The organism is Bacillus sp. T3, from assembly GCF_033449965.1.
Lineage (GTDB): Bacteria > Bacillota > Bacilli > Bacillales > Cytobacillaceae > Bacillus_BU.
On record NZ_CP137761.1, the window covers coordinates 2,375,262 to 2,400,692 of the forward strand.

At 37.1% G+C, this 25,431-nt stretch carries 24 protein-coding genes and 1 pseudogene; 17 read left to right on the forward strand and 8 right to left on the reverse strand.

From position 1 onward, the window contains the following. Positions 1-20 precede the first annotated feature (20 nt). The 4 genes and pseudogenes from RGF10_RS12270 to RGF10_RS12285 form a co-directional block, all read left to right on the forward strand. Positions 21-1,073: pseudogene (locus RGF10_RS12270) on the forward strand (ATP-binding protein); the annotation flags it as partial. A gap of 335 nt (positions 1,074-1,408) precedes the next feature. Further along, the gene (locus tag RGF10_RS12275) at positions 1,409-2,056 is read left to right on the forward strand and encodes a glycosyltransferase (RefSeq protein WP_318502443.1); all 648 of its coding nucleotides are present in this window, start codon (positions 1,409-1,411) and stop codon (positions 2,054-2,056) included. Positions 2,057-2,226: 170 nt separating this feature from the next. Continuing rightward, the gene (locus RGF10_RS12280; protein ID WP_318502445.1) at positions 2,227-3,108 is read left to right on the forward strand and encodes a DMT family transporter; all 882 of its coding nucleotides are present in this window, start codon (positions 2,227-2,229) and stop codon (positions 3,106-3,108) included. 5 nt (positions 3,109-3,113) lie between these two features. Further along, positions 3,114-4,046: a D-2-hydroxyacid dehydrogenase gene (locus tag RGF10_RS12285; RefSeq protein ID WP_318502447.1), complete on the forward strand. Its 933-nt coding sequence runs from the start codon at positions 3,114-3,116 to the stop codon at positions 4,044-4,046. 45 nt (positions 4,047-4,091) lie between these two features. Here the strand turns inward: RGF10_RS12285 and RGF10_RS12290 are convergent, their stop codons facing one another. Further along, positions 4,092-5,141: a M42 family metallopeptidase gene (locus tag RGF10_RS12290; RefSeq protein WP_318502449.1), complete on the reverse strand. Its 1,050-nt coding sequence runs from the start codon at positions 5,139-5,141 to the stop codon at positions 4,092-4,094. Positions 5,142-5,292: 151 nt separating this feature from the next. Here RGF10_RS12290 and RGF10_RS12295 point away from each other — a divergent pair, with 151 nt between their 5' ends. Together RGF10_RS12295 and RGF10_RS12300 are read left to right on the forward strand one after the other, a co-directional pair. Further along, entirely contained in the window at positions 5,293-5,853 is a 561-nt protein-coding gene (locus RGF10_RS12295; RefSeq protein ID WP_318502451.1) for a class I SAM-dependent methyltransferase, read from the forward strand. A 363-nt stretch (positions 5,854-6,216) separates the two neighbouring features. Then, positions 6,217-6,450: a hypothetical protein gene (locus RGF10_RS12300; RefSeq protein WP_318502452.1), complete on the forward strand. Its 234-nt coding sequence runs from the start codon at positions 6,217-6,219 to the stop codon at positions 6,448-6,450. Positions 6,451-6,529: 79 nt separating this feature from the next. Here the strand turns inward: RGF10_RS12300 and pabB are convergent, their stop codons facing one another. Both pabB and RGF10_RS12310 read right to left on the reverse strand, forming a co-directional pair. Further along, positions 6,530-8,281, reverse strand: a complete 1,752-nt coding sequence (gene pabB, locus RGF10_RS12305) for an aminodeoxychorismate synthase component I (RefSeq protein ID WP_318502454.1) — start codon at positions 8,279-8,281, stop codon at positions 6,530-6,532. Then, positions 8,274-8,867, reverse strand: a complete 594-nt coding sequence (locus RGF10_RS12310; protein ID WP_318502456.1) for an anthranilate synthase component II — start codon at positions 8,865-8,867, stop codon at positions 8,274-8,276. The genes pabB and RGF10_RS12310 overlap by 8 nt, the downstream gene beginning before the upstream one ends. Positions 8,868-9,140: 273 nt before the next feature. Between RGF10_RS12310 and RGF10_RS12315 the strand changes: the two genes are divergently transcribed. Continuing rightward, positions 9,141-10,316, forward strand: a complete 1,176-nt coding sequence (locus tag RGF10_RS12315; protein WP_318502458.1) for a TraB/GumN family protein — start codon at positions 9,141-9,143, stop codon at positions 10,314-10,316. A gap of 180 nt (positions 10,317-10,496) precedes the next feature. Here RGF10_RS12315 and RGF10_RS12320 read toward each other — a convergent pair whose 3' ends face one another. Next, positions 10,497-11,747 (reverse strand): DHH family phosphoesterase, encoded by a 1,251-nt coding sequence (locus RGF10_RS12320; RefSeq protein WP_318502460.1) that lies wholly within the window; start codon positions 11,745-11,747, stop codon positions 10,497-10,499. Between the two features lie 326 nt (positions 11,748-12,073). Between RGF10_RS12320 and RGF10_RS12325 the strand changes: the two genes are divergently transcribed. Beyond that, the gene (locus RGF10_RS12325) at positions 12,074-12,691 is read left to right on the forward strand and encodes a zinc metallopeptidase (protein ID WP_318502462.1); all 618 of its coding nucleotides are present in this window, start codon (positions 12,074-12,076) and stop codon (positions 12,689-12,691) included. 28 nt (positions 12,692-12,719) lie between these two features. On the opposite strand, the gene RGF10_RS12330 is transcribed toward RGF10_RS12325, so the two are convergent. Beyond that, the gene (locus RGF10_RS12330; protein WP_318502464.1) at positions 12,720-13,496 is read right to left on the reverse strand and encodes a carbon-nitrogen family hydrolase; all 777 of its coding nucleotides are present in this window, start codon (positions 13,494-13,496) and stop codon (positions 12,720-12,722) included. 129 nt (positions 13,497-13,625) lie between these two features. Further along, on the reverse strand, positions 13,626-13,922 hold the full coding sequence (locus RGF10_RS12335; RefSeq protein WP_318502466.1) for a hypothetical protein: 297 nt from the start codon (positions 13,920-13,922) through the stop codon (positions 13,626-13,628). A 433-nt stretch (positions 13,923-14,355) separates the two neighbouring features. On the opposite strand from RGF10_RS12335, the gene RGF10_RS12340 reads away from it, so the two are divergent. The 6 genes from RGF10_RS12340 (at position 14,356) to solA (ending at position 19,915) form a co-directional block, all read left to right on the forward strand. Continuing rightward, positions 14,356-15,252 (forward strand): class II glutamine amidotransferase domain-containing protein, encoded by an 897-nt coding sequence (locus RGF10_RS12340; RefSeq protein ID WP_318502467.1) that lies wholly within the window; start codon positions 14,356-14,358, stop codon positions 15,250-15,252. Next, a complete protein-coding gene (locus RGF10_RS12345; RefSeq protein ID WP_318502468.1) occupies positions 15,240-15,947 on the forward strand; it encodes a GltB/FmdC/FwdC-like GXGXG domain-containing protein in 708 nt (235 codons plus the stop codon). Before RGF10_RS12340 ends, RGF10_RS12345 begins: the two co-directional genes overlap by 13 nt. Further along, positions 15,929-17,287: an FMN-binding glutamate synthase family protein gene (locus RGF10_RS12350; RefSeq protein WP_318502469.1), complete on the forward strand. Its 1,359-nt coding sequence runs from the start codon at positions 15,929-15,931 to the stop codon at positions 17,285-17,287. The genes RGF10_RS12345 and RGF10_RS12350 overlap by 19 nt, the downstream gene beginning before the upstream one ends. A gap of 25 nt (positions 17,288-17,312) precedes the next feature. Next, entirely contained in the window at positions 17,313-18,494 is a 1,182-nt protein-coding gene (gene glnT / locus RGF10_RS12355) for a type III glutamate--ammonia ligase (RefSeq protein WP_318502470.1), read from the forward strand. A gap of 5 nt (positions 18,495-18,499) precedes the next feature. Continuing rightward, entirely contained in the window at positions 18,500-18,673 is a 174-nt protein-coding gene (locus RGF10_RS12360; protein WP_318502471.1) for a hypothetical protein, read from the forward strand. A gap of 84 nt (positions 18,674-18,757) precedes the next feature. Then, positions 18,758-19,915, forward strand: a complete 1,158-nt coding sequence (solA, locus tag RGF10_RS12365) for an N-methyl-L-tryptophan oxidase (RefSeq protein WP_318502472.1) — start codon at positions 18,758-18,760, stop codon at positions 19,913-19,915. Positions 19,916-19,992: 77 nt separating this feature from the next. Here solA and RGF10_RS12370 read toward each other — a convergent pair whose 3' ends face one another. Continuing rightward, positions 19,993-20,919: an aldo/keto reductase gene (locus tag RGF10_RS12370; protein WP_318509440.1), complete on the reverse strand. Its 927-nt coding sequence runs from the start codon at positions 20,917-20,919 to the stop codon at positions 19,993-19,995. A 249-nt stretch (positions 20,920-21,168) separates the two neighbouring features. Between RGF10_RS12370 and RGF10_RS12375 the strand changes: the two genes are divergently transcribed. Both RGF10_RS12375 and RGF10_RS12380 read left to right on the forward strand, forming a co-directional pair. Then, positions 21,169-21,576 (forward strand): hypothetical protein, encoded by a 408-nt coding sequence (locus tag RGF10_RS12375; RefSeq protein WP_318502473.1) that lies wholly within the window; start codon positions 21,169-21,171, stop codon positions 21,574-21,576. Beyond that, positions 21,566-22,045, forward strand: a complete 480-nt coding sequence (locus RGF10_RS12380; RefSeq protein WP_318502474.1) for a VanW family protein — start codon at positions 21,566-21,568, stop codon at positions 22,043-22,045. Before RGF10_RS12375 ends, RGF10_RS12380 begins: the two co-directional genes overlap by 11 nt. A gap of 200 nt (positions 22,046-22,245) precedes the next feature. On the opposite strand, the gene RGF10_RS12385 is transcribed toward RGF10_RS12380, so the two are convergent. After that, positions 22,246-24,204 carry a lipoteichoic acid synthase gene (locus tag RGF10_RS12385; protein WP_318502475.1) on the reverse strand — a complete coding sequence of 653 codons (1,959 nt, stop codon included), beginning with the start codon at positions 24,202-24,204 and terminating at the stop codon, positions 22,246-22,248. A gap of 847 nt (positions 24,205-25,051) precedes the next feature. Between RGF10_RS12385 and RGF10_RS12390 the strand changes: the two genes are divergently transcribed. Further along, a complete protein-coding gene (locus RGF10_RS12390; protein WP_318502477.1) occupies positions 25,052-25,330 on the forward strand; it encodes an EamA family transporter in 279 nt (92 codons plus the stop codon). Positions 25,331-25,431: the final 101 nt, after the last annotated feature.

Here is a 25,431-nt window from a genome sequence, read left to right on the forward strand (position 1 = left end):
TAACCTTAGAACTGCGAAAGCATCGAGATATTTTAGAAGAAATGGTGGATGTGAGGACGAAAGAACTGGCTTCTGCTAACGAAAAAATTATTAATATTATTGATAGTATAACGGATGGATTTATTGCTTTAGATAGAGAATGGAGATGTATATACGTTAATCAATTTTTCCCAAGGGTTGATACTCCTTATAATTTGTTAGGGAAGAACTTTTGGGGGCTCTATCTTGAAACGGTAAATTCGGAAATGTATCATGAACTTCATCGGGCGATGAAGGAAAGGGTAGCGACTCATTTTGAAACACGTTCAATTTATGATGATATATGGTATCAAATTTCAGTATTTCCTTTTAATGATGATGGAATCTGTTGTTTTTTTAAGGATATAACGGAAAAAAAGAAAATGGAGAATGAAATGAAACGGTTGTCTGGTCTTGATCTGATCGGTCAAATGGCTGCTGGAATCAGCCATGAAATCCGTAATCCAATGACAACGGTGCGAGGATTTTTACAGCTATTAAACAAAAAAGATGAGTGCAAGGAGTTTAATGAATACTTCGAATTAATGATTGACGAGCTAGACCGTGCCAATTCGATTATTTCGGAATTTCTCTCAATGGGGAATACTAGAACAACAGATTTACAAGACTTAGATTTAAATTTAATTATTTATGATATTATTCCGTTACTCAATGCAGATGCATTTAATCAAAATAAACAGGTCCAGTTGGAAACAACTGACATCCCAAAGTTGCGATTAAATCGCAATGAAATTAGACAATTGATATTAAATCTTTTCCGCAATGGCTTGGAGGCCATGGAGCAAGATAAAATATTAACGATTAAAACTTATCAAGAAAATGATAGTGTGGTTCTTGCAATCGAGGATCAAGGTGTTGGAATTGAACCTGAAGTATTAGAAAAATTAGGAACACCATTTTTCTCGACGAAGGATAATGGGACAGGCTTAGGCCTGGGTGTCTGTTATGCCATTGCAGCACGACATAATGCAAAAATCGAAATTCAAACCGGAAAAGAAGGAACGACTTTTTATGTTAAATTTAATTTAACATAAGCCACTTGTTATTATAAACACAATAACATTTATCTAAGGTGCTATTCAAAATGAATAGTGCTTTTTTTTAGTTTTTTGTGCGTTTAAGAACGAAGTTGATTTTGAGCAATCTTTTGATTGGAGTGGAAGGTGCGAGACTCCTGCGGGAGAAGGGGTCGCGGGAGACACCACAGGTGCTTTAGCGCCGAGGAGGCTTCCGGACTCCCCGCGGAAAGGGAGCACCTGGAACGGAAATCAACAGACAAACTTAACAAAGACAAACTTTTATAGATGGATAAAAATTGGGAGTTAATAAATACTAAGTCTGTTTAATCAAACGAAAAGGAGTAAACAACATGAAAAAACGTTGCAGTTTGATTCTCTTACTCATAATGCTCATTACAATGAACGCTTCTCCTATTGTGGAAGCAAACGGAAAAGTAGCAACAAATGAAACGTGCCTGAACGAATCTGTAATCAAATTAAAATATGATATGCAAAAGGCCTGGATTGAACATGCGTGGTGGACGAGGAGTTTTATCGTTAGTAATTTAGCAGGGCTCGAGGATCAAAAGGATGTCTTAGATCGCCTTATGCAAAACCAAGTCGATATCGGAAATCTAATTAAACCATATTACGGAGAGGAGGCAGGCACCAAGCTGACCAATTTATTAAGGGAACATATTGCTATTGCTGGTCAATTGATTGATGCAGTTAAAACGAAAAATCAGGTCAATACGGAGAAATACAATAAGGAATGGGTTCGAAACGCAGATGAAATTGTCGCTTTTCTAACAAAGGCCAACCCAAATTGGTCAAAAAAAATCCTTACAGATATGTTTTATACTCATTTAAAGCTAACGACTGAAGAGGTTCAATCCAGACTCAACCGCAATTGGAAGGGCGACATAAAGGTTGCTGATATAAACGAACAACATTTAATAAAAATGGGAGATCTATTAACTGACGGCATTGTAAAACAGTTTCCTAATCAATTCAAATAATGATAATCCAAAAATGAAGCAAGGGTGTACCTTTTGTATATCTTTGCTTTTTTTGTTTTGTACTATTCCTATAAAATATAAAAAGTGATATATTGGTATAATTATAAAGAATATTTAGATAACGGATTTGTGTGTCATAGGTTGCACAAAAGCATCAAGGAGGAAACAGTGTGAAGGGTCAAGCAAAAATGATATTTACTATGCTCATCTTTGGGAGTATTGGTGTGTTTGTAAAAAATATTAATCTTTCATCTAGTGAAATAGCACTTTTACGGGGCATTATCGGAAGTATATTTTTATACGGTATTAGCTTAATTTTGAAAAAACAACTTTCATTTTCTATGATTAAGGAAAATATTGTGTTATTATCCCTTTCTGGTACTGCAATCGGCTTCAATTGGATATTCCTCTTTGAAGCTTATCGTTATACAACGATTGCTAACGCAACAGTCAGCTATTATTTTGCACCAATATTTGTCATGGCATTAGCTCCGTTCATATTGAAAGAAAGATTAACACCAGTAAAGGTAAGTTGTATCGTACTTGCTATGCTCGGTTTATTTTTAATTGTTTATTCTGGAGGAGGAGATGTACAAGGGAATTATCGTCACCCTATTGGGATTTTGTATGGATTGCTTGCAGCAGCACTGTATGCGAGCGTCATCTTAATGAATAAATTTATTAAAAATCTCTCTGGCTATGAAACGACATTTTCTCAATTAATGATTGCATCGGTCGTGCTACTACCTTATGTATACATAAAAGAAGCCATGACTTTTTCTGCACTAGACTTAAAATCGATTGTATTCATTCTTATTCTTGGAATTATTCATACTGGCTTTGCTTATTTCTTATATTTTAGCTCACTTCAAGAACTAAAAGGACAAACCATTGCAGTGTTAAGCTATATTGACCCGATTTCGGCTGTTGTGATTGCGGCGATTATTTTACATGAAGCTATGAACACAATGCAGATTGTCGGAGGCATTTTAATATTAGGTTCGACCTTTTTGAGTGAGACTTCGTGGAAAGTTAGAAAATTAGAGGTGTAGAGATCATGGTCATTAAAAATATTTTAGTTATTAGTCCGATGTATAAAGAAGTTCAACGTCTAATAGAAAAAGAAGCATTGCCATATTGCATTCATTATTTAGCTGAAGAAAGGTTAAATGAAGCTGAATTGGACTGGGCGGATGCACTCGTTTGTTTTAATTTGAAGGCTGATATTGATTATAGCGGGGTGAAATGGGTGCACTCACTAGGGGCTGGTGTTGACCGATTTTTATACGGGAAGAAGTGGGATGAGAAGGTATTATTAACGAGAACCATCTGTTCTTTTGGGCAGAGAATTGCACAATACAGCTTGAGTTATATTCTTCAGGACCTTCAAGCACATCAGAAATTTGCTGAAAACGAAAAACAAAAGAACTGGCAACCGTATACTCCTGGTTTACTTAGCGAACAAAAGCTGATGATTTATGGAACAGGTGAAATTGGGCAAACCGTTGCTAAAGTATTGTCAAGCTTTGGTGTAAAGGTATATGGGGTTTCATTAAGCGGTACGAAAAAGGACTATTTTCATGAAGTGCTTTCGATTGATACACATTACACTCGTTTAAATGAAATGAATTTTGTTATCAATACATTGCCGTTAACGGAGCAAACCTACACCCTATTTAATAAGGATATCTTTCAACATACGCGCAACATCGGTTTTATTAATGTTGGCAGAGGGGCGTCTTTGGATGAAATAGCTCTGCTCGAAGCGTTAGCTGCCAATCAGGTGCGATTTGCTGTTCTTGATGTTTTTTCTCAAGAACCCCTCCCAAAGGAACATCCATTTTGGGAACATCCAAGCATCGTGATTACACCTCATATTTCTGCTGTTACCACACCTGAAGAAGGGGTGGCCTGTTTTATTGAGACGTTAAATAATATAGAAGAAAATAAACCGCTACGAAATATTGTTAATCCTTCAAAAGGATATTAAAAAGGTGTAAAGGAGGCCATTTAAAGAAATGGCCTCCTTTTGTCATTATTCCATCATTTCAGATTGAACGTAATGATAGAGTAGCTTAGCGGTATTTTCAATAGAATCCCGATGAGTTCGTTCGAAAGCATGGGAGGAATCAATACCAGGGCCAACCAATCCATGGATGATATCATGACCAGAACGGATCGCCGCAGAAGCATCTGAACCATAATATGGATAAATATCCAGCTTATACGCTATGCCATTGTCATTTGCAAGCTTAACTAGTTTGTTTCTAAGACCTAAATGGTAAGGCCCACTTGCATCCTTTACACAAATCGAGACCGTATATTCATCTGTTGATTGTCCATCGCCAATTGCTCCCATATCAACGGCAAGATATTCTACCGTTTGGGTTGGAATATTGGAATTTCCGCCATATCCGATTTCTTCATTGTTGGAAATAAGAAAATGGGTCGTATAGGGTAGCTGAATTTTTTCTAGGACGATTTGTTTTATAAGCTGAAGGAGTATCGCCACACTTGCCTTATCATCAAGGTGTCGCGACTTGATAAAGCCGGAAGATGTGTATTCTACCCTTGGGTCAAATGAAACAAAATCTCCAACTTCAATTCCAAGTGCTTTTACATCATCCGCGTTGAGCACTTTCTCATCAATCCGCACTTCCATATTATCTTGATTGCGTTCAGCTTTATCGGCATCTTTATATACATGAACAGATGTTTGATGCATTAAAATGGTACCTCTATATTTTTTACCGGAGGAGGTAGCGATCTCACAATACTCTCCTTCAATCGAATTAAATTTAAAGCCACCAATTAAATCCAGCTTGAGTCGTCCACTTGGTTTTATCTCTTTCACCATGGCTCCCAATGTATCCACATGGGCTGTAAGCATTCGATGGTTTTGTTCATTCTGACCAGGTAGAGATGCAATCAACCCACCTTTGTGATTACGTTTAGTTTCAACACGATACTCCTTTAAAAAGTTCTCTACAAAAGTAATCACTTCATTTGTGTTCCCAGAGGGACTAGGAATTTCAACTAATGATTTTATTAAACGAACGGTTTCATCTGTGTTTGGATATGTCATTTCAAGCACCTCTCTATGTACATTCATTATCTGTCTTATTATAATCCTTTCCACCAAGATTATCTAAAAAGAACGACGCATCAAGGTTTAAAAAAATATTTGGTAAAATAGGAACAGAGTATTTAAGTTTGGATCGAAAGGATGAGATTTTTTGAATTCAAAATCGAAATGGAATAAGAAGTATCAGGAACGAGTAGTAAACCTTCCTAAACTTACCCCAAATGGTCGATTAACAAATCTGTCGCCGTATTTAAAAGGTGGATTAGCCCTCGATTTGGCGTGTGGACTTGGTGCGAATAGTCTGTTCTTGGCCCAATCAAACTATGAAGTGCAGGCAATTGATCTCTCAGATGTGGCCGTAAACTATCTTAACGAACAGGCTAGGGAGCAATCTCTACCAATTAAAGTTAAAGTCTGCGACCTTACAGACAAGAATGAACTTCATTTTAAGCAAGAAAAATTTGATCTAGTTGTGATCACCTATTATCTCGATCGTTCTCTCTTTCCACTAGTAAAAATGACTGTTAAACAAGGAGGATACTTTTTTATGGAAACTTATTTTGTTTCAGCAGAAAATAATAACAGAGAAATATCTGATCATTATAAACTTTTGCCAAACGAGTTGTTAATGGAATTTGGTAATTGGTCGGTCCTCTTTTATGAGGAAAATGAGCAGGAGGGGAGACAAACAATTTTTTGTCGGAAAGAATAGTATAAAGGTTTATTTTGATAGTGCTTAAACGCATAACTGTGTTATTGCACTAAAGTTTTTAGCATTTTTACAATATTTTTTCTTTATTCCGTATTGTTATTTCGAAATAATTCGGTTGTTTCCTTTACTATCATTTATTCTGTTAGAAATATTTTAATAGAGGTAGTTACGCATACTTTTATTTTTTAGCATAATATTTCAATATTATATAACATTTTTCTCAATTTTTTAACATTTTGTTACCTCGTTCACAAGTGTTCTAGTTCGTGCTACTATCGAGATGCGTTGAATTGCTTATTTGCTTTACAGTAAATTTCTTTGCTCAAATATGCATCAAAAAATTTCAATAGGGTGGGACAGAATATGAGTTGTATGAAGCTGGAAAGAGAATCGATTCAAAATGAAAATACGAACCTATTATTAGAGATCCTTTATCTTAAAATCCAATTGCGTGATCTATATGAAAAAACTGGGCCGGGTAATTCTGAATATATTTCTCTTTCAATAAAACTTGATATACTGCAAAATGAATATATCGATAGTAAATTAGTCGATATTATTGGACATACAGAAAAAAAAGAAACGAAAAAAATATAATTTCATTAGGAAAAATTATGATGAACATATAATCGGCGGGCTTGAAAAAAAACGCAGCAACAAGCCCGCATAATATTTTTTAAACGAAACGAACTTGAACCCATTTTCGGACACTATTGATAAACCAAATTTTTGTAGCATAGTTTAGATCTTCAATAGAAAGAGTTCTTTCCCGTATTTCCTTCGTTTTAATTAATGATTCGCGGAAGGTTCCAGCTAATAAGCCGCTTTTTACAGATGGTGTCCAACGTATTCCATCGATTTCTAACACGATGTTCCCGTTTGTAAATTCTGTTATTTCTCCATTTTCATTCCAAAGTAATATATCAAATATTTCAGCGGGTTTATTCTTTTGATACTGATAATAGATGTCACGATTTGTTGTCTTATGGTAAAGAAAAGGGTTATTTTTATGCACAGGTGAAGTCGCAACGATTACTTTTTTAGGCCCAACTGATTTGCCCACCTCGTTCCCTTCAATGTTCATTTCCCCATTTTTGGCTAATAAAAACCGAACCTTTTGTTTTTTCTCCTTTTGTTGACTAGCATACTTTAGTAAATATTTTTCGGCATCGGCTATTTGAAATTGAAACCCGAAATATTGGGCTGAATTTTTAATCCGATTTAAATGCTCTTCCAATAAAAAATATCTTTCATTCTCTAATAGCAAGCTTTCAATTAATTGAAAATCAGGGAGATCTTGTTTAAGTAGACTTGCCTTTGCGAGAATTTCATCATATTCGCCTTCAGCAGTAGAATCCCAAGTAATTCCACCTCCAACACCATATGTTGCTTGCCCTGTCTTGTGATCAATCATTACCGTTCGGATTGGCACACTAAAAGTTGCCTTGCCATCTGGAGAAATATAGCCGATTGCACCACAATAGACCTCTCTGGGTGCCTTTTCTAATTGGGTAATAAGTTCCATTGTGCTAATTTTCGGAGCACCTGTAATGGAACCACACGGAAACAGGGCTTTAAATATCTCTGTTAGCGTTACATTCGGAGATACCTTTGCACTTATCGTTGAAGTCATTTGATGAACAGTTGGATATTGTTCAATATTAAAAAGTTTTTCCACTGTTACTGTTCCTGGTTCTGCTATTATTCCTAAATCATTTCGTAAAAGATCGACAATCATCACGTTTTCAGCACGGTTTTTTTCTGAGTGATAGAGCCAGCTTGCATTCTCTTTGTCCTCGTTGAATGTATTGCCGCGTTTTAATGTTCCCTTCATCGGACGTGTCGTAATGTGATTTCCGTTAAGTTGAAAAAATAATTCAGGTGATGCCGACAAAATACTATGTTCTCCTGTATTTAGATAAGCGCAATAATTGGAGGCTTGAGCTCGTTTGAGTTGTTCGAAAAAAGCGATATCGTCACCTGCGAATTGAGAGTCTAACCTAATCGTATAATTGGTTTGGTAGGATATTCCGTTTGCAATAGCCTGTTTAATTGCGGAGATTGCAGAACGATATTCTTCCTGAGTAACAGAGGGCATCCATTCTGATAAAGAATATGGATGATTACTGCTAATTCCAATATGATCGGGTTCACTGAAAATGCCAAACCATAACAATGGCATGGATCCGCCTTCCCTAACACTAAACGCGGGTTCAAAAGCAGCAGCTCCTTCATACGAAATAAATCCTGCCGCATAATATCCCTTTTGGACTGCGTCTTCTACTAATTGAAGACAAGAAAGGACATCTTCTAATTTTTCAGTTGTAATAACCTGTACCGGATTTTTAAACGTTTTTGGCTTTGTTTCTCCATCCGGAGTGGGAAATTCAAATGATAAAAGTGGTTTTTGCTTCATAATATCAGGCATGTGAGATTTCCTTTTCATTTAGTGATTTCACAAAAAAGTTTTGGAGCATGTCGAACCCCTTTTGCGTCAATATCGCTTCTGGGTGAAATTGAACACCTTCCACTCTAAAGTGTTTATGCCGGATTGCCATTATTTCACCATCCACGCTTTTTGCACTAATCTCGAGACAGGAAGGAAGGGAAGACTCTTCAACTACTAGGGAATGGTAACGAGTAACCTGGAGCGGGGATTCCAATTCAGCAAAAATAGAACGTTGATCATGATGCATAAGTGAAATTTTACCATGCATTGGCTTAGTTGCTTTTATGATGTTCCCACCAAAAGCTTGAGCAATAATTTGTTGCCCAAGGCACACACCTAATAGAGGAATTTGCTTATAAAAAGTCTTAACCACTTCCAAGCAGATTCCAGCATTATTTGGATTTCCTGGTCCTGGTGAAATCAAAATGGCATCTGGGTTCATTTCTTCAATTTCATTTATGGAAAGCTGGTCATTACGGATGACAATGATGTCACTGCTTATTTGACGTATATATTGCACTAAATTATAAGTAAATGAGTCGTAGTTATCGATTACTAGTATCAATGTTATTTTTGGCTCCGTTTCATTAAAAGGATAAAAAGAAAATATTATCACTTTAGGTTATTACATTAGGGCTGTTTTTTCAATACATGAAAGATATTTGTATAGGTAAGGGGAATATTGGCATAAACGAAGAAGGCAGGGTGTAAATGTAAACAATTTAGAAACATAGACGTATATTCTGTAATTTTGGCTCAAAATTAATGTATAATAGTTGAAATGAGCTTACATAATCCTATAAATTGTGATGATAGAAAGTGAAAAGGAAGGTAACAAATGTTAGTTGAAAACGAAAACATTACAAGAATCTATCAAGATGGCAAGGAATACATTCTTATCGGTACTGCTCATGTGTCAAAGCACAGTGCAGAGCTAGTCAAAGAAGTAATTGAAGCAGAGAACCCAGATTCAGTTTGTATTGAGTTGGATGAACAACGGTACCAATCGATTATTGATGGTAACAACTGGAAGGATATGGACATTTTTAAAGTAATTAAAGAAAAGAAAGCCCCTTTGCTACTAATGAATCTTGCTTTATCTTCCTTTCAAAAACGGATTGCCAATCAATTTGGCATTAATGCAGGTCAAGAAATGATTCAAGGAATTCAATCAGCAAAAGATGTTGGTGCAAATCTCGTGCTGGCTGACCGAAATATTCATATTACCTTTTCAAGAATATGGAGTGGAGTGGGACTAAGAGGCAAGTCACTTCTGCTCGCCCAAGTTATTGCTAGTGTTTTTAGTAATGAAACCATTTCCGAAGAAGAACTAGAAAAAATGAAAAATCAAGATACGATTAACGCGGTTCTTAATGACTTCACACAAGCTTTCCCTAGATTAAAGAAGCCACTTATTGACGAACGTGATCAATATTTATCGCAAAAAATTAAAGAGGCACATGGACCAAAAGTTGTTGCTGTGTTAGGCGCCGCCCATGTTCCGGGAATAACAGAAGAAATTAAAAAGGAACACGATTTAAGACTACTTAACGAAGTTCCCAAAAAATCAAAGGCACCAAAACTGATTGGCTGGCTGATTCCAATCTTTATTATATCGATGATCGCTTATACTTTTTACAATAATCCGTCAGCTGGCATACATCAGACAATGAGCTGGGTCCTTTTTCACGGGACATTCTCTGCGCTTGGAACAGCGCTTGCATTCGGTCATCCACTGGCAATATTAACTGCATTTATTGCTGCCCCGATAACGGCATTAGATCCGATTACTGCTGCGGGGTGGTTTGCAGGATTTGTCCAGGCGTATTTTAGTAGACCAAGTGTAAGGGACTTTGAAAATTTAGCTGATGATGTTTTTAGTTTTAAGGGATTTTGGCATAATAAAGTGACACGTGTATTACTTGTTGTTGTTTTTGCTAATTTAGGAAGTTCATTAGGGACATTTATAGGTGGGGCAGATGTAGTCCGGTTGTTCTTAAAACACCTAATGTAAGAATAGAGTTGAACATTAGAGAGGTTCTCCTACGAGATTCCTCTCTATTTTTTTAGTTCTCCTAAGAGAACCGCTTATTAGATGTTCATTGATTCGGTAATTAATATACCATAAAATTATTATGTTAACTCAGCCTGTGCGAAAAACGGAAGATTGTAAACGTAATCTCCCGTTTTCTGTTTAATCTTGAAGATGTGCACCATCAATCACTTTTTTTATTAGTGTTTTATAATTCTTTTTGAGGGTATCAACCGATACAGAAAGCTGTTTTGATAAATGGACAAGATAGTCATTATCATACCGTAGCCATGAAGTGAAATTTCTCTTTACGAAATGTTCTGCCGCTTCATAGGTAGGGAAATGCTCGTCTGCTTTATTCCCGTTATGAATAACTTCAAAGTGTTTGTCATTATTTTGACGAATAAAAGTAATGTCACCTATGCGATTTTCATAGGAAGAACCGTAATGTGCTGCTTTAACATTGATTTCATTTCGATCGGCATCTAATTTAGGTGGAACTATACTGAATACATTAACAACAAATTTGTCAAAAGCATCCCGCGTTAGCTCACATCCTGATGCCTTCGGATGACCTCCGCCCCCAAACCTTGTGGCAAATTCAGACACATTTACATGATCGTGAATCGTTCGAAAACCAACCTTTTTCGTCCCAACATTAAGTAGGATAATCATATCGAGGTGGGGATTGAGTTTATTTAATGCATTTCCTAGCTCTGATAAATATTGCTCTGCATGAATGATTCCAACACAGTATTCATCGGCCAATGTTTGAACCATTTGCCTGTTTTTCGAGTTAATATAACGTTCAATTTTCTTCTCTTCAACATCTAACAACATATTTTCTGTTTCAGTTAAGGCAAAGCTATTAGGATTTTCCCGTAGTCTTTTCAAGATGCTTTCTTCAAAGGGTTCACGGTCAATAATATAAAACAAATCATTAAGCCTTTTTGCTGTCACATTATTATTTGCATCCCATTCCCATGTATCATACTGCCTGACTAAATCAATAAATTCCTCAAGGCTTTTGCTTGGCTGTATTTTCTTTTGTTGCAGCAGGTAATCATAAAACAATGAGGTTGCACATGTCTTTTTGCCACTTTCATATTCAGGGATGACTGTACCCCAAGCATATTGATTAAAATGCATCGCTGTCACGTGATGATCGATCATTTTGATCGGGCGACCTGCTTTATGGCGCTGTTCAAGTTTTTTTTCAATACTTTCGTTCACAGCCAGGTCGGTAATATAAGTTTCTGTATTAAAAAAATCTGGATTCTCAATAAAATTTTCGACACGTTGATTTAATATTCGGTATGAGCAATATGAAACATAAGCATCATCGCCAAATGCCAATTTCGCAATGATTCCACAGCCGAGCCCATCAAGGTCGATATCAGTAAAAAGTTTCATGAGGTTAAGTCACCATCTCCTGTAAAATTTTCCATAAAGCTTATTTTAAACTAGGTTGTGAAACTTATACAGTCCTTTATAAGAATTAATATATAAATAAGTGCTTAAATAAAGATTTTACTCCTAAAAAATTATTAATGCTGTTAATTTCACATTCATTAATACTGCCTTATCCGTAAAATTAGACAAAGCATGCTGCACGAACTATACTTTCATTGAAATGACTTTTTGGAGAAAAATAGGGTAAATTTTGAGATGTTTAGTTTTCGGAAAATTTTGTCATTATGATTGTTTACCACTTTACTTGAAGTAGAGGGGGAAGGAAAATGACGCCATATATTATCTTGTTAATCACAACGTTTTCATTCGTATTAAATATGATTGCTTCTAGCACTTTAAAGAGATTAGTGGAACGCGCACGAGAAGCAACTGTTTCTGGTGATGAAATTGCGAGGGCTATTTTAGGTATGAACAAGCTGCAAAATGTAAAGATCAGAAGAACAGACGTTATTGGAGAAAATTTATATGATCCTCTTATAAAAGTGATTGTATTAGATCCTGAGGTATATGGACGAAAAACTATTTACGCACTAGCTGTCGGTTGTCATGAAGCTTGTCACGCATTAAAATTTCAATTTCTAAGGTTTGTATTTACTCCGATTTCCCTAATCGCAAAATATATTTTTATTCCTCTCTTTCTTCTTGCCTTTTTTATTGATTCCTCCCTGTTGCATCATTGTGTTCTATTGGTTTATATTTTTCTTTTTATTTTAAGATTAATCATTGAAGTGTTGGATGAGGTCAAAATAAACACAATGTCAATTAGACTACTTCACAAATCTAAGCTTGTTTGCTTTGAAGAAATAAAGGAGGCACAGAAGCTTTATTATTTTTTTAACTTCACTTACCTCGCAAGTTTACCATTAAAAATAATGATCGGGTGATAAGTTAACATCAACCAAAATTTGTCCATTAATATAAATCAGTCCGACGATCCTCAAAAATTGGGATTGTTTTTCGAACGGAATCGACCTCATTTAAATTAAGTTCCACATAAAAAACACCTTCACTCTGATTGTCACTCAGGAGAAGTTCTCCCCAGGGGGCTATGACCATCGTATGCCCATTAAATTGGTTGTTCGGGTCACTTCCAATGCGATTTACCCCGACTATATAGCATTGATTTTCGATTGCACGCGCTTGAAGCAATATACGCCAATGATCGATTCTTGGTTTTGGCCATTGCGCTGGAATAAACATAATTTTAGCACCTGCAAGAACATGGAGCCGAATCCACTCAGGGAAGCGTAAATCATAACAGATGACTCCACCACAGATCGTTCCATCTAACTCGAATACATTTCTTTGCTGTCCTTCATTAATGAATTGATGCTCATCCATAAGCTTAAACAAATGGGCTTTATCATACTCTGCCACTATTTTTCCGTTTCGATTGACAACATACATTGTATTATAAAAGCCAGTAGCTTTTTTTGTTGCAACTGAACCGGCGACAATATTTATCCTGTAGTGCTTTGCTAGTGATGAAAGCATCGACTTGGTTTTTTCTCCATTTTGATCAGCAAGTTCATTCAGTACATCGAGGGCATAGCCTGTATTCCACATTTCTGGAAAAACAATGACATCAGCACCAGCTTCAGAACATTCTTCTATATATTTCTTAGCTACTTCATAGTTTTTTTGGGGATTTGCATAATCAATATCCATTTGAACGCATGCGATCTTCATTATTAAACACCTCAAATCATTATTGATTTAAGATTATTAAATTTCAAACAATCCTGCAATACGTAACGATACAGTTGGACAAAAAATGAGAGGCACATTCTCGATTAGAATGTGCCTCTTAAGTATGAATTAAATAAACATGGTTCCAGCAACGATAAAGCTGAAAAGAGAACCTAAAACGATGCTTACAGCTGACAAGAACATTAAAATAACACCATGTACAACATTGCGTTCATGATATGTCATGAAGCCCATCGCTAAGGCAGCTGTACCAAATAATAATGGGATAAACAATAATGAAACTGTAAAAAACACCCATCCTAATGCAGCGTAAACGATTCCTGATTTCTTGTTTTCGCTAATCTCCTGAACCAGCGTGATGTTACCACAGCTTTGACAAATTGCACCATCTTGAGAATTATACATACAATCCACTCCAATTCCTTCTTAATTTAATTTTTAGAGCCTTTAATAGAAGTTCATAGAAGTTATTTTTTTAAACCAAAATGTTCACAAAGTTGATTAATAAAATTCACACAATAGACAAAATTTAATGATTTATCCATAGATTAACATAATATTAAGAAAAATCAAGACAAAAACTCAAAAAATATTATTGTAATAAAATGTAATTACTACCGCGATAGGGATAACGGAAGTTAAGCTGATCTTCCTAGCGATAAGGGATTATAAGAGCATTTGTAAGGTTTGTGTTATGTTTATTAACGTTTATTGTTAGAAAAGTTATGATTGTTCCCATTTTTACAATAAATCAACCTGAAAAGAGTTTATTCTATGTGTATACCAAGCAACAAACACTAAGCAACTAAATCTTAAATTAGTAATAGGAGGTTATAAAATGTGTGGTATTGGCGGTGTGATCTTTAAAAATCCTAAACATGAAAAGCAAACTGGAAAAGTAATCCTAACGATGCTTGATAGTTTGTACCGAAGAGGTCCAGACTCAACTGGAGTCGCTTTACTTCATCCTAAAGAAGAAAATGTTCTATATGTTGATGTGAATTATGAAAGAGCAGGTAATGGGCAACGGATCTTAACTCTTTTAACAGAAAGTGCTGAAATTCTTCAATCTTCAATCCATGGCAATTATGTTCGAGCAAAAGTATATTTTACAGGTGATGAACAAAGCTTGATCAATGAGCTAAACGAACTGGATCGAGATGTGTCAGTCGCAAGCTTTGGTCAACAAATTGAGGTATTGAAATATTTAGGTGGTGCAGCAAACCTGGAATCACAATTTGAATTGTCAAATTACAATGGTCAGGTAGCAGTTGGTCATACGAGAATGGCAACAGAAAGTAAGGTCGATATCTCGCATTCACAGCCACTATGCTGCTATGAGAGTAAAGATTTAACCATTATTCATAATGGTCATGTGACTAATTATATTAAACTCCGATCCTACTACGAAAGGAAAGGTTATACCTTTCTTACTGGGAACGACTCGGAGGTCATCGCAGTGTATTTAGTAGATGAAATGAAAAATGGTGCGAGTTTAGAAGAAGCAATGAGATCTTCGGTTACGGACTTAGATGGATCCTTCAGCTACATTGCCGTTACCCCTAGTGCTGTTGGTTTAGCGAAGGAGCCATTCGGAATGAAGCCGATGGTTTTAGCAGAAACAGATGAGTTCATCGCTTTTGCCTCTGAAAGCTTAGCGATAACACGAGAATTTGGTGAAAACTTAAAAATCAGTGAACCAAAAGCAGAGGAGGTTCTTGTATGGAATCTGTAAAAGATGCGATATTAATAGATTGTAAAAAAACACCATTAACACAAATTAACCAGACGATTCGTAAAGCTGCTGCCGAAAAGGTGAAAGAAGTCGTAGTCGAAAATCCGATGGCAAGTCATAATCTCGGGGTTGGGATTACGGATCCTATTAATATTACTATCAATGGGGATGTTGGCTATTATGCAATCAGCTTATGTGACAACGTTACCGCTAAAGTTAATGGAAATGCTGGCTGGGCTATTGGTGAAAATTTAATGAATGGTGAGATTATCGTCGAAGGAAATGCTTCATCAGCCTGTGCGGCTTCCCTACGTGGCGGAACAGTAGTCGTAAAGGGTGATGTTGGAGCTCGCGCTGGGATTGGTCTTAAAGGCGGGAAACTAATCATCGGTGGAAGCTGTGGCTATATGACCGGCTTTATGATGCAAAAAGGAACGATGATCATTTGTGGTGATACAGGAAAAGCAATTGGAGATTCTTTATATGACGGTGCCATTTATGTTGGTGGCCAAATAGAAGAACTTGGGAATGGGACAAAAATTGTCGAGGTAACTAAGGAAGAGTACGAAGAAGTAAAAAGTTTACTTGATTCCTATAACGTACAAGCACCACCGAGCTTTAGAAAAATTATACCAAACGGAATGCTTCATAATTTTAATAAAAAGGAGTTTAGCGTATGGAAAGAAATATTATAAGAAAAAGCAAAGTATGGAGTCCGGAGAAAATTGAAGAGATACAAGAAAAAGCAGAGCTAGGACGTTATCGTATTCGCGGTCAAGCAACAAAAAGACAGGATTTACCATCCTTTGATGACCTTGTGTTTACCCCTGCTGGACTTTCGCGGGTTCCACTTGAAGGCTATCGCGAAAAATGCGAAACAAGAGTTGTGATCGGTGAGGGCAGAGTAAAACGCCCATTAGTCCTTGAAACACCCATAATGGTGGCTGGTATGAGCTTTGGCGCAATTAACGCTAATTCAAAAAAGGCGTTAGGAATTGCCGCAACCCGCTGCGGAATCAGCACATGTACCGGTGATGGAGGCATGCACCCTGTTGAACGAGAAGCATCTGAAAAATTAGTGTATCAATTGCTGCCGAGCCGATATGGCTTGAACCCATATGATCTAAAAAAGGCTGATGCGATTGAAATCGTTGTGAGCCAAGGGGCTAAACCTGGTACAGGCGGAACATTACTTGGGCATAAGGTTTCTGAGGAAGTGGCCAATATGCGAGACCTTCCTGTTGGTGTAGATCAGCGGAGTCCTTGCCGTCATCCAGATTGGATGGGACCAGATGATTTGGGGGTCAAAATCCAACAAGTTCGAGAAGCAACTGATTATGAAGTTCCGATTTTCATCAAAATTGGTGCTGGTCGCGTCTATGATGATGTCAAGCTGGCTGCTAAAGTCGGTGCTGAAGCAGTGGTTATTGATGGAATGGAGGGAGGAACGGCAGCCTCTCCCGAAGTTCAGCTTGATCACACAGGTATTCCAACGCTTGCCGCTGTAGTGGAGGCTGCTGAAGCACTTTACGATATCGGCATGAAGGATGAAGTGAAGCTAATCATTGGCGGTGGAATTTGTAATGGTGCCGATGCAGCTAAAGCGATTGCTTTAGGAGCAGATGTAGTTTATATGGGGTCTGCAATGCTCATTGCCTTAAATTGTAACAGCGCACAATACATTGATGATTATAAGGCACTTGGTACAGAACCGTCTGCGTGCCACCATTGCCACACAGGCAAGTGTCCTGTCGGAATTGCGACGCAAGACCCAGAATTAATGGCCCGTTTAAATCCTGAGGAGGCAGCTGATCGCGTAGAAAACTACATTAATTCGATCACAATGGAGATGCAAATTTTCGCTCGCTCCTGTGGTAAGAGCAAGGTAAGTGATTTAGATCCAACCGACCTTCGCTCACTGACTTTAGTTTCCTCTTATATTACAGGTGTGCCACTTGTGGGCCTAGGTCGTAAAAAGCCTTATTACGCTAGCTTCGAAGAATCACATCACTTAGCAGATTTATTGAATCGATAAAAAATGGAATAAAGGGTGATGAATATTGATCGGAATTGCTGAAAGCAACAAAGGGGTAATGGAAGAAACGATAAAGAAAATGGAAAATCAAGATATTCAGTTTATCCTAGCTTCATTTTCTGATCTAAATGGCGCTTCACGTGCAAAGCTTGTACCAGCTTCAAGAATTGAGTCTGTTTGTAAGAACGGAGCAGGATTTGCTGGATTTGCAGTAGGTGATCTCGGTCACGAACCACAGGATCCCGACCTATTATGCATTCCAGATTTGCGATCGATGACCGTCCTTCCTTGGAAAAAAGACATCGCCTGGTTTGCAGGAACTCTAACAGAAGATGGAACAGCCTGGCCGTTCTGCTCACGAACGATACTATTAAAGGTAGTTGAAAGAGCAAAGAAATTAGGATATGTCATGAAAACAGGAATTGAACCGGAATTTTTCTTGCTCAAGCAGGATGAAAACGGAATGCTTAAGCCTCATGATGAGTTTGACATGGAGCAGAAGCCTTGTTATCAGCAACAAGCATTGATGCGAAATATTGAGTTTTTGAGCACGCTTATAACCAATATGAATGAGCTTGGTTGGGGAGTTACCCAAGCTGATCATGAAGATGCAAACGGTCAATTTGAAATTAATTTTGACTTTTCGGATAGTGTTACTTCGGCAGATCGCATAACCTTTTTTAAGTACATGGTCCGTTCCATGGCAGAAGAGCGTGGGCTTATATCAACCTTTATGCCTAAACCTTTTTCAAGCCTCACTGGAAATGGTAGTCATATGCATTTAAGTTTATGGGATACAGATGATAAAAGAAGAAATGTGTTTGAGGATCCTTTTGACCAAAGAGGATTCGGTTTATCTAGAACTGCTTATCATTTTATTGGAGGCATTCTTAACCATGCAAAGGCGTTATCAGCATTAGTTTGTCCAACCGTAAACTCTTATAAAAGATTAACGGCTATGGATTCCGCTTCAGGAGCCACTTGGGCACCAAACATTATCGGGTATGGCGGGAATAACCGCACTCAATATATTCGAATCCCTGCTTCGGGTAGAATCGAATTCCGCGCAATGGACGGGTCTGCCAATCCTTATTTAGCCACTGCCGCCATCCTTGCAGCTGGTTTAGACGGAATAGAAAAACAATTGGACCCGGCGAACCTTCGAGCGGTAATCTCTTCCGTAATGGCGGTACAAATACCGAGTTAAATCGGTTGCCATCAACATTAAAGGAAGCAATTGAATTATTAGAGCAGGATGATGTGTTAATGACATCGCTAGGAAATAATTTTATGAACACCTTTATAGCGAGTAAGAAGGCCGAGTGGGCACAATACCATAGCTATGTCAGCTCATGGGAAATTGATAAATACCTAAAAGGTTATTAACTGATGATCGAAAGGGGGTGTCAAATAAGAACTCTCTTTCGACTCATTGATAACGATGCCAAATAAATACGGGAGTGGGATAAGATGGGGAATGAAACAATTTACGATACAATCGTGCTCGGAGCAGGATCAATGGGTTCAGCTGCTGGGTATTATTTAGCGAAACAAGGTAAGAAGGTATTGATGCTCGAACAATTTACAAGTCCAAATTTAATGGGCAGTCACTCTGGGGAAACAAGAATGCTTCGGTTCGGTTATGGTCAAGGCGAAAAATATGTTCAGCTTGTCAAAGAAGCTTTTCGATTGTGGAAGGAATTGGAGGAGAAATCCGGGAAAACCTTATATTACCAAACTGGGGCGTTAATGGCCGGAAAGCCAGGTTCTGATTTTGTAGCAGAAACGATTAAAAGCTCACTTAAAAATAATCTGCCAAACGAAGAGTTAACTGCACAAAAGGTTATGGAACGTTGGCCTGGGATTCAAATTCCAGAGGATTATGTTGCTTGTTTTGATCCTCAAGCTGGATTTTTACTTTGCGAGGAAGCGATCGTCACTTTCTGTGAAGAAGCAAAAAAATTAGGTGCAGACCTAATTGAAAACAATCCTGTTTTAAACATTTCGTTGGACAAAGAGATCGTAGAGGTTATAACGGAAAAAGGGAGCTTCCAAGCTAAGAATCTCATTGTGACGGCTGGAGCTTGGATTCCTAAAATGTTAGATAAACTAGAAATACCGATAACAGTGTTACGAAAAACAGTTGGCTGGTTTACCCCAGATGCTGAGGGAAAATTTGACCATGGTAAATTTCCAGTGTTTGTTTTTGATACAGAGGATGGACATTATTATGGATTTCCAAATTATCGAAACACTGGCTTGAAAATCGGTAGACATGATACGGGAATTGAATGCACGGCTGATACTGCTGATAGAGTATTCGGTTCTTATTGTGAAGATGAAGGCGATTTGCGAGGATTTTTAAGTAAGTATATGCCAGATGCAGCGAATGAATTAGCCGATGGGAAGGTAGGTTTGTATTCTTTAACTCCTGATTCCGATTTCATTATTGATTTCCATCCTGAGTATTCAAACGTTGTGATGGCAGGTGGCTTTTCTGGACACGGTTTTAAGTTTTCCAGCGTTGTCGGTAGCATATTAGCAGATTTATCTATTAAAAAAGAAACGGAACACGACATTTCCTTCTTTGGATTAAAAAGGTTTGAAAAAGCTGAAATTAAGAACTAATATAGAAACGAGCACTGCTATACAGTGGTGCTCGTTTCTTGTTAGTTTATGACAATCATTTGTGAAGGGCTTTTAGATTATGGGACGATCTTTCCAGATGCTTTGTAAAGTTGGTACCATTCTTCCCTTGTCAGGGTAATTTCTGAGCCTTTACACGCATCCTTTAGTCTATCGGCATTCGTTGTACCAAGAACAACTTGAATGTTGGCAGGATGGCGTGTAATCCATGCTGTAGCAATTGAAGTGGTGGAAACGTTATATTTGTTTGCTAGTGCTTGCAGTATCTCATTTAATTCAGGGTAATGCTCAAGATCACCGAGAAACGGTCCTTCAAAAAAGCCTTTCTGGAATGGGGACCAAGCCTGTATGGTGATATCTTGTAAACGACAATATTCCAACACGCTGTTATCGCGATTAATCGATTGCTCAATATTCATATTTAGGGCAATTCCTGAATCGATCATCGGCGTATGTACGACGCTAAATTGAAGCTGATTAATAACAAGTTTTTGTGATAGATCCTTTTGGAGCAATGCTATTTGCATAGGGTTAAAGTTGGATACACCAAAATATTTAACTTTCCCACTTTGATAAAGGTGATCAAAAGCCTCTGCAACCTCTGTTGGCTCCATTAACGGATCTGGACGATGCAGGAGGAGAATATCAAGATATTCTGTTTTCAATCGCTTAAGGATTCCATCCACAGATTGAAGGATGTGCTCCTTTGAAAAATCAAAATAGTTTTCCTGAGCACGTATTCCGCATTTGCTTTGGATAATCATTTTCTCACGAACACGGTTATTCATGCCTATTGCTTCCGCAAAAAGTTCCTCACTTTTTCCTCCGGCATATATATCCGCATGATCAAATAAATTGATTCCTTCCTCCATAGCCGTTCGAATCAACCGTTCTGCTTCTGTTACTGATAATTGCGGTAATCGCATATTGCCCATGATCATATTAGAGACAGTAAGCTCAGTATGGGCGATTTTAATATACTTCATCATTATAACCTCCTTGATGCTTAGACCTAGATTGATTTTTCAGTGCTTTATTATATTATCACATCAAAATGAAAAGAGGTAATGTTCGGTCGCGCGATGACTAGGTTTAGTATGAATCCTTTGTTCAAGTTTATTGTTGATCTTGCAATCAATGGAAGATTTCTTTTTGTAATACCGATGGGAATAGCTGAATAGATTTGAAAATGGCAATATTTTTCCTGAAATATACGAAAAAGGTCGGGTTGATGCATGATGAAAAAGCGATTCTGGATTATTTTATTCATTTTTATCACAATTTTCATGGGACTAGCTGGTTGTACCGAGAAATCGGCAAAGGAACAAGCATTAGAAAAAAAAATCAACGAATTGGAAAATAAAATCGATCAAGGGAAAAAAGCAAAACAAAGTGTTGAAGTACCAAAATCGATTGTCGTGAACGTGATCGATCCTAATAATAAAAAAGTGCTTAGAAGTATTAATCCGAAGGAAATGGGATTTGGAAAGGATGATAGCATGTATAGGCAGGAGCTCGAACAGTGGGCGAAGGAACTCGCTCGCGGGTCAGAAACAACTCCTGGCTATGATCAACGGAATATTCCAGATCGAATCGGTCCTGGACGGTCAAATTATAAAAGGTACACCGCGCGTGATCCTTGAGGAAGAAGAGCTGGTAAATCGAATTATTCAAACATCTGCCAAAGGAGGGACCGTTGAAATACCATTAACCGTTCAAGAGAGTGGTTATAATGCAAGTGAGGCCACTTCATTAAATGAAGTAGTCATCGCAACCTATACGACCAAATTTAATCCTACTGTAACCGGAAGAAACAAAAATATTGAACTGTCTGCTGCAGCGATTCATCATGTTATCGTCGGAGTAAATGATTATTTTTCATTTAATACGACAGTTGGACCAAGTGATGAGGCACATGGCTATCAGCCTGCTCAGGAAGCAGTGGATGGCAAATTAGTGATGGGAATTGGTGGAGGTATTTGCCAAACATCATCGACATTATTTAATGCAGTGGATCAAATTGGAGTAAGCTATGTTGAGAAACATCATCACTCAGTAACAGTCGGTTATGTCCCAGCAGGTAGAGATGCTACCGTGTCTTATGGGGGGTAGATTTCCGTTTTCAAAATACTACCGGTGCACCCTTCTTGATCTCAACTATTTACGGTAATGGAACATTAACGGTTGAAATTAGGACTTCATCACAATATGCTGGAGTCGTGAAGAGGGCAATATAGGTAATTGGAAATTTAGTCAGTCATTTATAGACGATAAAAAGCAGCACTAGATTTAATCTAGTGCTGCTTTACTATTTACTCCGTGATTTTCGATTTTGCACCTTCAGAAAGATTGTAATTATATTTTGTCCGATCAACAGGAGTGAAGTTTTCTGGTGTATAGAAACGCAATAAATCTCCGTTAACAACTTTGTCTGAAAGCTGTAATTTTTGCTCTACACTATTTTGCATTTTTTTAGCCTCTTCAATTTTTTCCTGTGCTAAATCCAACCCTGTTGTAGAATCGTAATAATTCCCATCAATTGAAGTAATGGTCGAACTTACAAAGTCACCATTTCTAAATGGCACAAGATCATCATGTTGTTCTGAAAGAAGGTCTGTTCCAAATTGAATATACTCTTTTGAATCAATCCCTAGTAAGTGAAGTAGGGTAGGGAGTATATCGACTTGACCACCATATTCATGGTTGATGCCACCTTCGATTCCAGGAACTCGAATGAATAAAGGTACACGCTGTAAACCAGTGCTTTCAAATGAGTTAATTTCCTTTCCAAGCACCTGCTCCATTGCCTGGTTATGGTTTTGTGAAATACCATAATGGTCACCATACATAATAATAATAGAATGATCATATAGACCTGATTTTTTCAAATAAGCAAAGAATTGTTCCAAGGCTTCATCAGCATAGCGAACGGTTTGGAAATAGTTATCGACTGATTGATCACCCGTTGTGTTAGGTGCAATCGTTGTATCTTCTTGGTCCATGTTATACGGGTAATGGTTCGAAACAGTAATGAATTTTGTATAAAATGGCTCTGGCACCGTTTCAAGTAATTTTGCAGACTGCTCATAAAACGGTTTGTCCATTAAGCCATAATCCGCTAGGTTTTCATTTGTCATTTGATAAGAATTTTCATCAAAGAATTTATCAAAACCAAATGACTTGTATATTTCATTGCGGTTCCAGAAGCTGCCAGAATTGCCGTGAAAGACTGCTGATGTATATCCTTGCTGACCCAGAATAGCAGGGGCAGCCTGATAAGTGTTCAATCCTTTTGTCGTATAAGCAGACCCTTGCGGTAAGCCGTACAAAGAGTTTTCTAATAGAAATTCCGCATCGGCTGTTTTTCCTTGTGCTGTCTGGTGGAAGAAGTTATCAAAATAAAGTGTATTTTGTTCACGTACAAGTGAATTTAAAAACGGTGTAACTTCTTCACCATGCAATTTGTAATCAATAATAAACTCTTGCATTGATTCAAGATGTAAATAAATCACATTCATTCCTTTACCAGCACCAAAATACTGAGGATTTGGTTCAGCATAATTAGATTTTGTAAAGTTAATGACTTCAGTAATGTCATTACTATCTGCTAAAACTCGCTGTGCAGAGGCCTTTGTGCTTTGTACTGCATCGTAAATGGTGTAATTATACATACCTAAATATTTTACAATATAATTACGATCAAAGCCTCTAGTTAACAATTGGGGCCGGTCAGCTTCAGCTAATCCAAGATTCGCAAAGGAAATCCCTAGTGCTAATGTAAAAATGGCTGCTACTTTACTGCGGCTCATATCTTTTCGTTCTATTTTAATAAATCGGAATGAGAGCAATATGACTAAAACAATTAAGTCAATAAAGAATAAAATATCATATGGTCTTAATAATGACCCTACACTTGTGCTGACATCACCAAAGTTTTGGGTCTGAGTTAATGTTGGCAGGGTGATAAAATCATTAAAAAAGCGATAATATAATACATTCGCATATAAAAGGAATGATAAAAGGAAATAATTGAGCATTAGAAATGTATACTTGTTTCTTCCTCTAAAGAATAACGCAACGCCAAGAAATATTATAGAAGATCCTAATGGATTAATTAATAATAGAAATCTTTGAATTGTGTTTTCGATTCCTAAGTCAAATTGCGTCAGTTGAATCAAATACGTTTTCAACCAAAGCAGGATAACAGCCATAAAGAAAAAGCCAATATATTTATTCAAAATACCTTGACCCTTTTGAAATAAGCTATTCATGTAAACACCTACCTTCTAGCAAATAATTATTGCATAGTTTTACTCATTTTTAAATATGTTATTTGAACTAAAAAAGTTAGTTTTTGTCAGTTATGTTAATGATTGAGCAAAATGAAATGAAATAAAATTGTCTTGCACAGGAGATTACTATACTACTTTTTAATAATAAGTCAAGAATTTATATGTAATTTTTTATAAAAAACACTCTCGTAACCTTCACGATAGTTGATTATACTAGAATAGTATTTTTTTTTACAACTATATAAAGAAAGAGTGACTGGTTAGATGTGGTTTTTAGGGGCAATTTTAACAACCTTTTGTTTCGGGATTAACAACACGATTTTTAAATGGAGTACAGGTAAAGGTTTTTCTAAGATCCAACTTCAATTTTTCTTTTATTTCACTGCATTTATTTTGACCCTTTTTTCGGAATCGGGACAAGCTCATTTCAACTGAATATAACAACCATGTTACTCGGAGGAATTATTGGCATTTTGAATACAAATGGAAACATACAACTTTCCAAAGCTTACGAAAATGGACCTGCTAGCTTAACCGCTCCAATTGTTTCAGCGAATGCGATTTTTCCTGTATTAGGTGCCTGGGCTCATTTTTCATGAAAAGATAACGACCATTCAGTGGATTGGAATATTATTAATATTGTCTTCTGTAGTCGCAATCCAATATACCCCGAAAAGACTAAAGCACAATACACAATATTCAACATGGGTTTTTCGAATTGTTCTAGCTTTTCTATCTTTTGGTATTTTAGGTGTGCTCATGAAATTAACATCGTATCTCCATATTGAATCGATAAATATTCTTATTTCATTATATGGGGGAGGAAGTGTTTATTTATTGGTACACATGCTTAAAAACAAGGAAGAAATCAATTTACCTGGTAATGAAGCTTGGTGCAATTGTCGGTATTATTAGCATTATCGGCTATAGTAGTTATTTCTTTGCTCTTGAGACGGGTATCGCTAGCGTGGTCTTTCCTGTTGTTAGCTTAAATTGCCTCGTTGTTGTATTTGTCGGTTGTGTCCTATATAAAGAGAAACTGAAGGTCTATCAGGTCGTGGGACTTTTCTCAGCCTTGGTAGGAATCGTTTTAACAAAAATATAATGTATTATAGTAATTTAGCGGTTCTTCTTTTTAGAAGGATCGCTATTTTAAATGGACAATCAATCATACGCAAAATGAATTTCATGACATATGTTATGTAT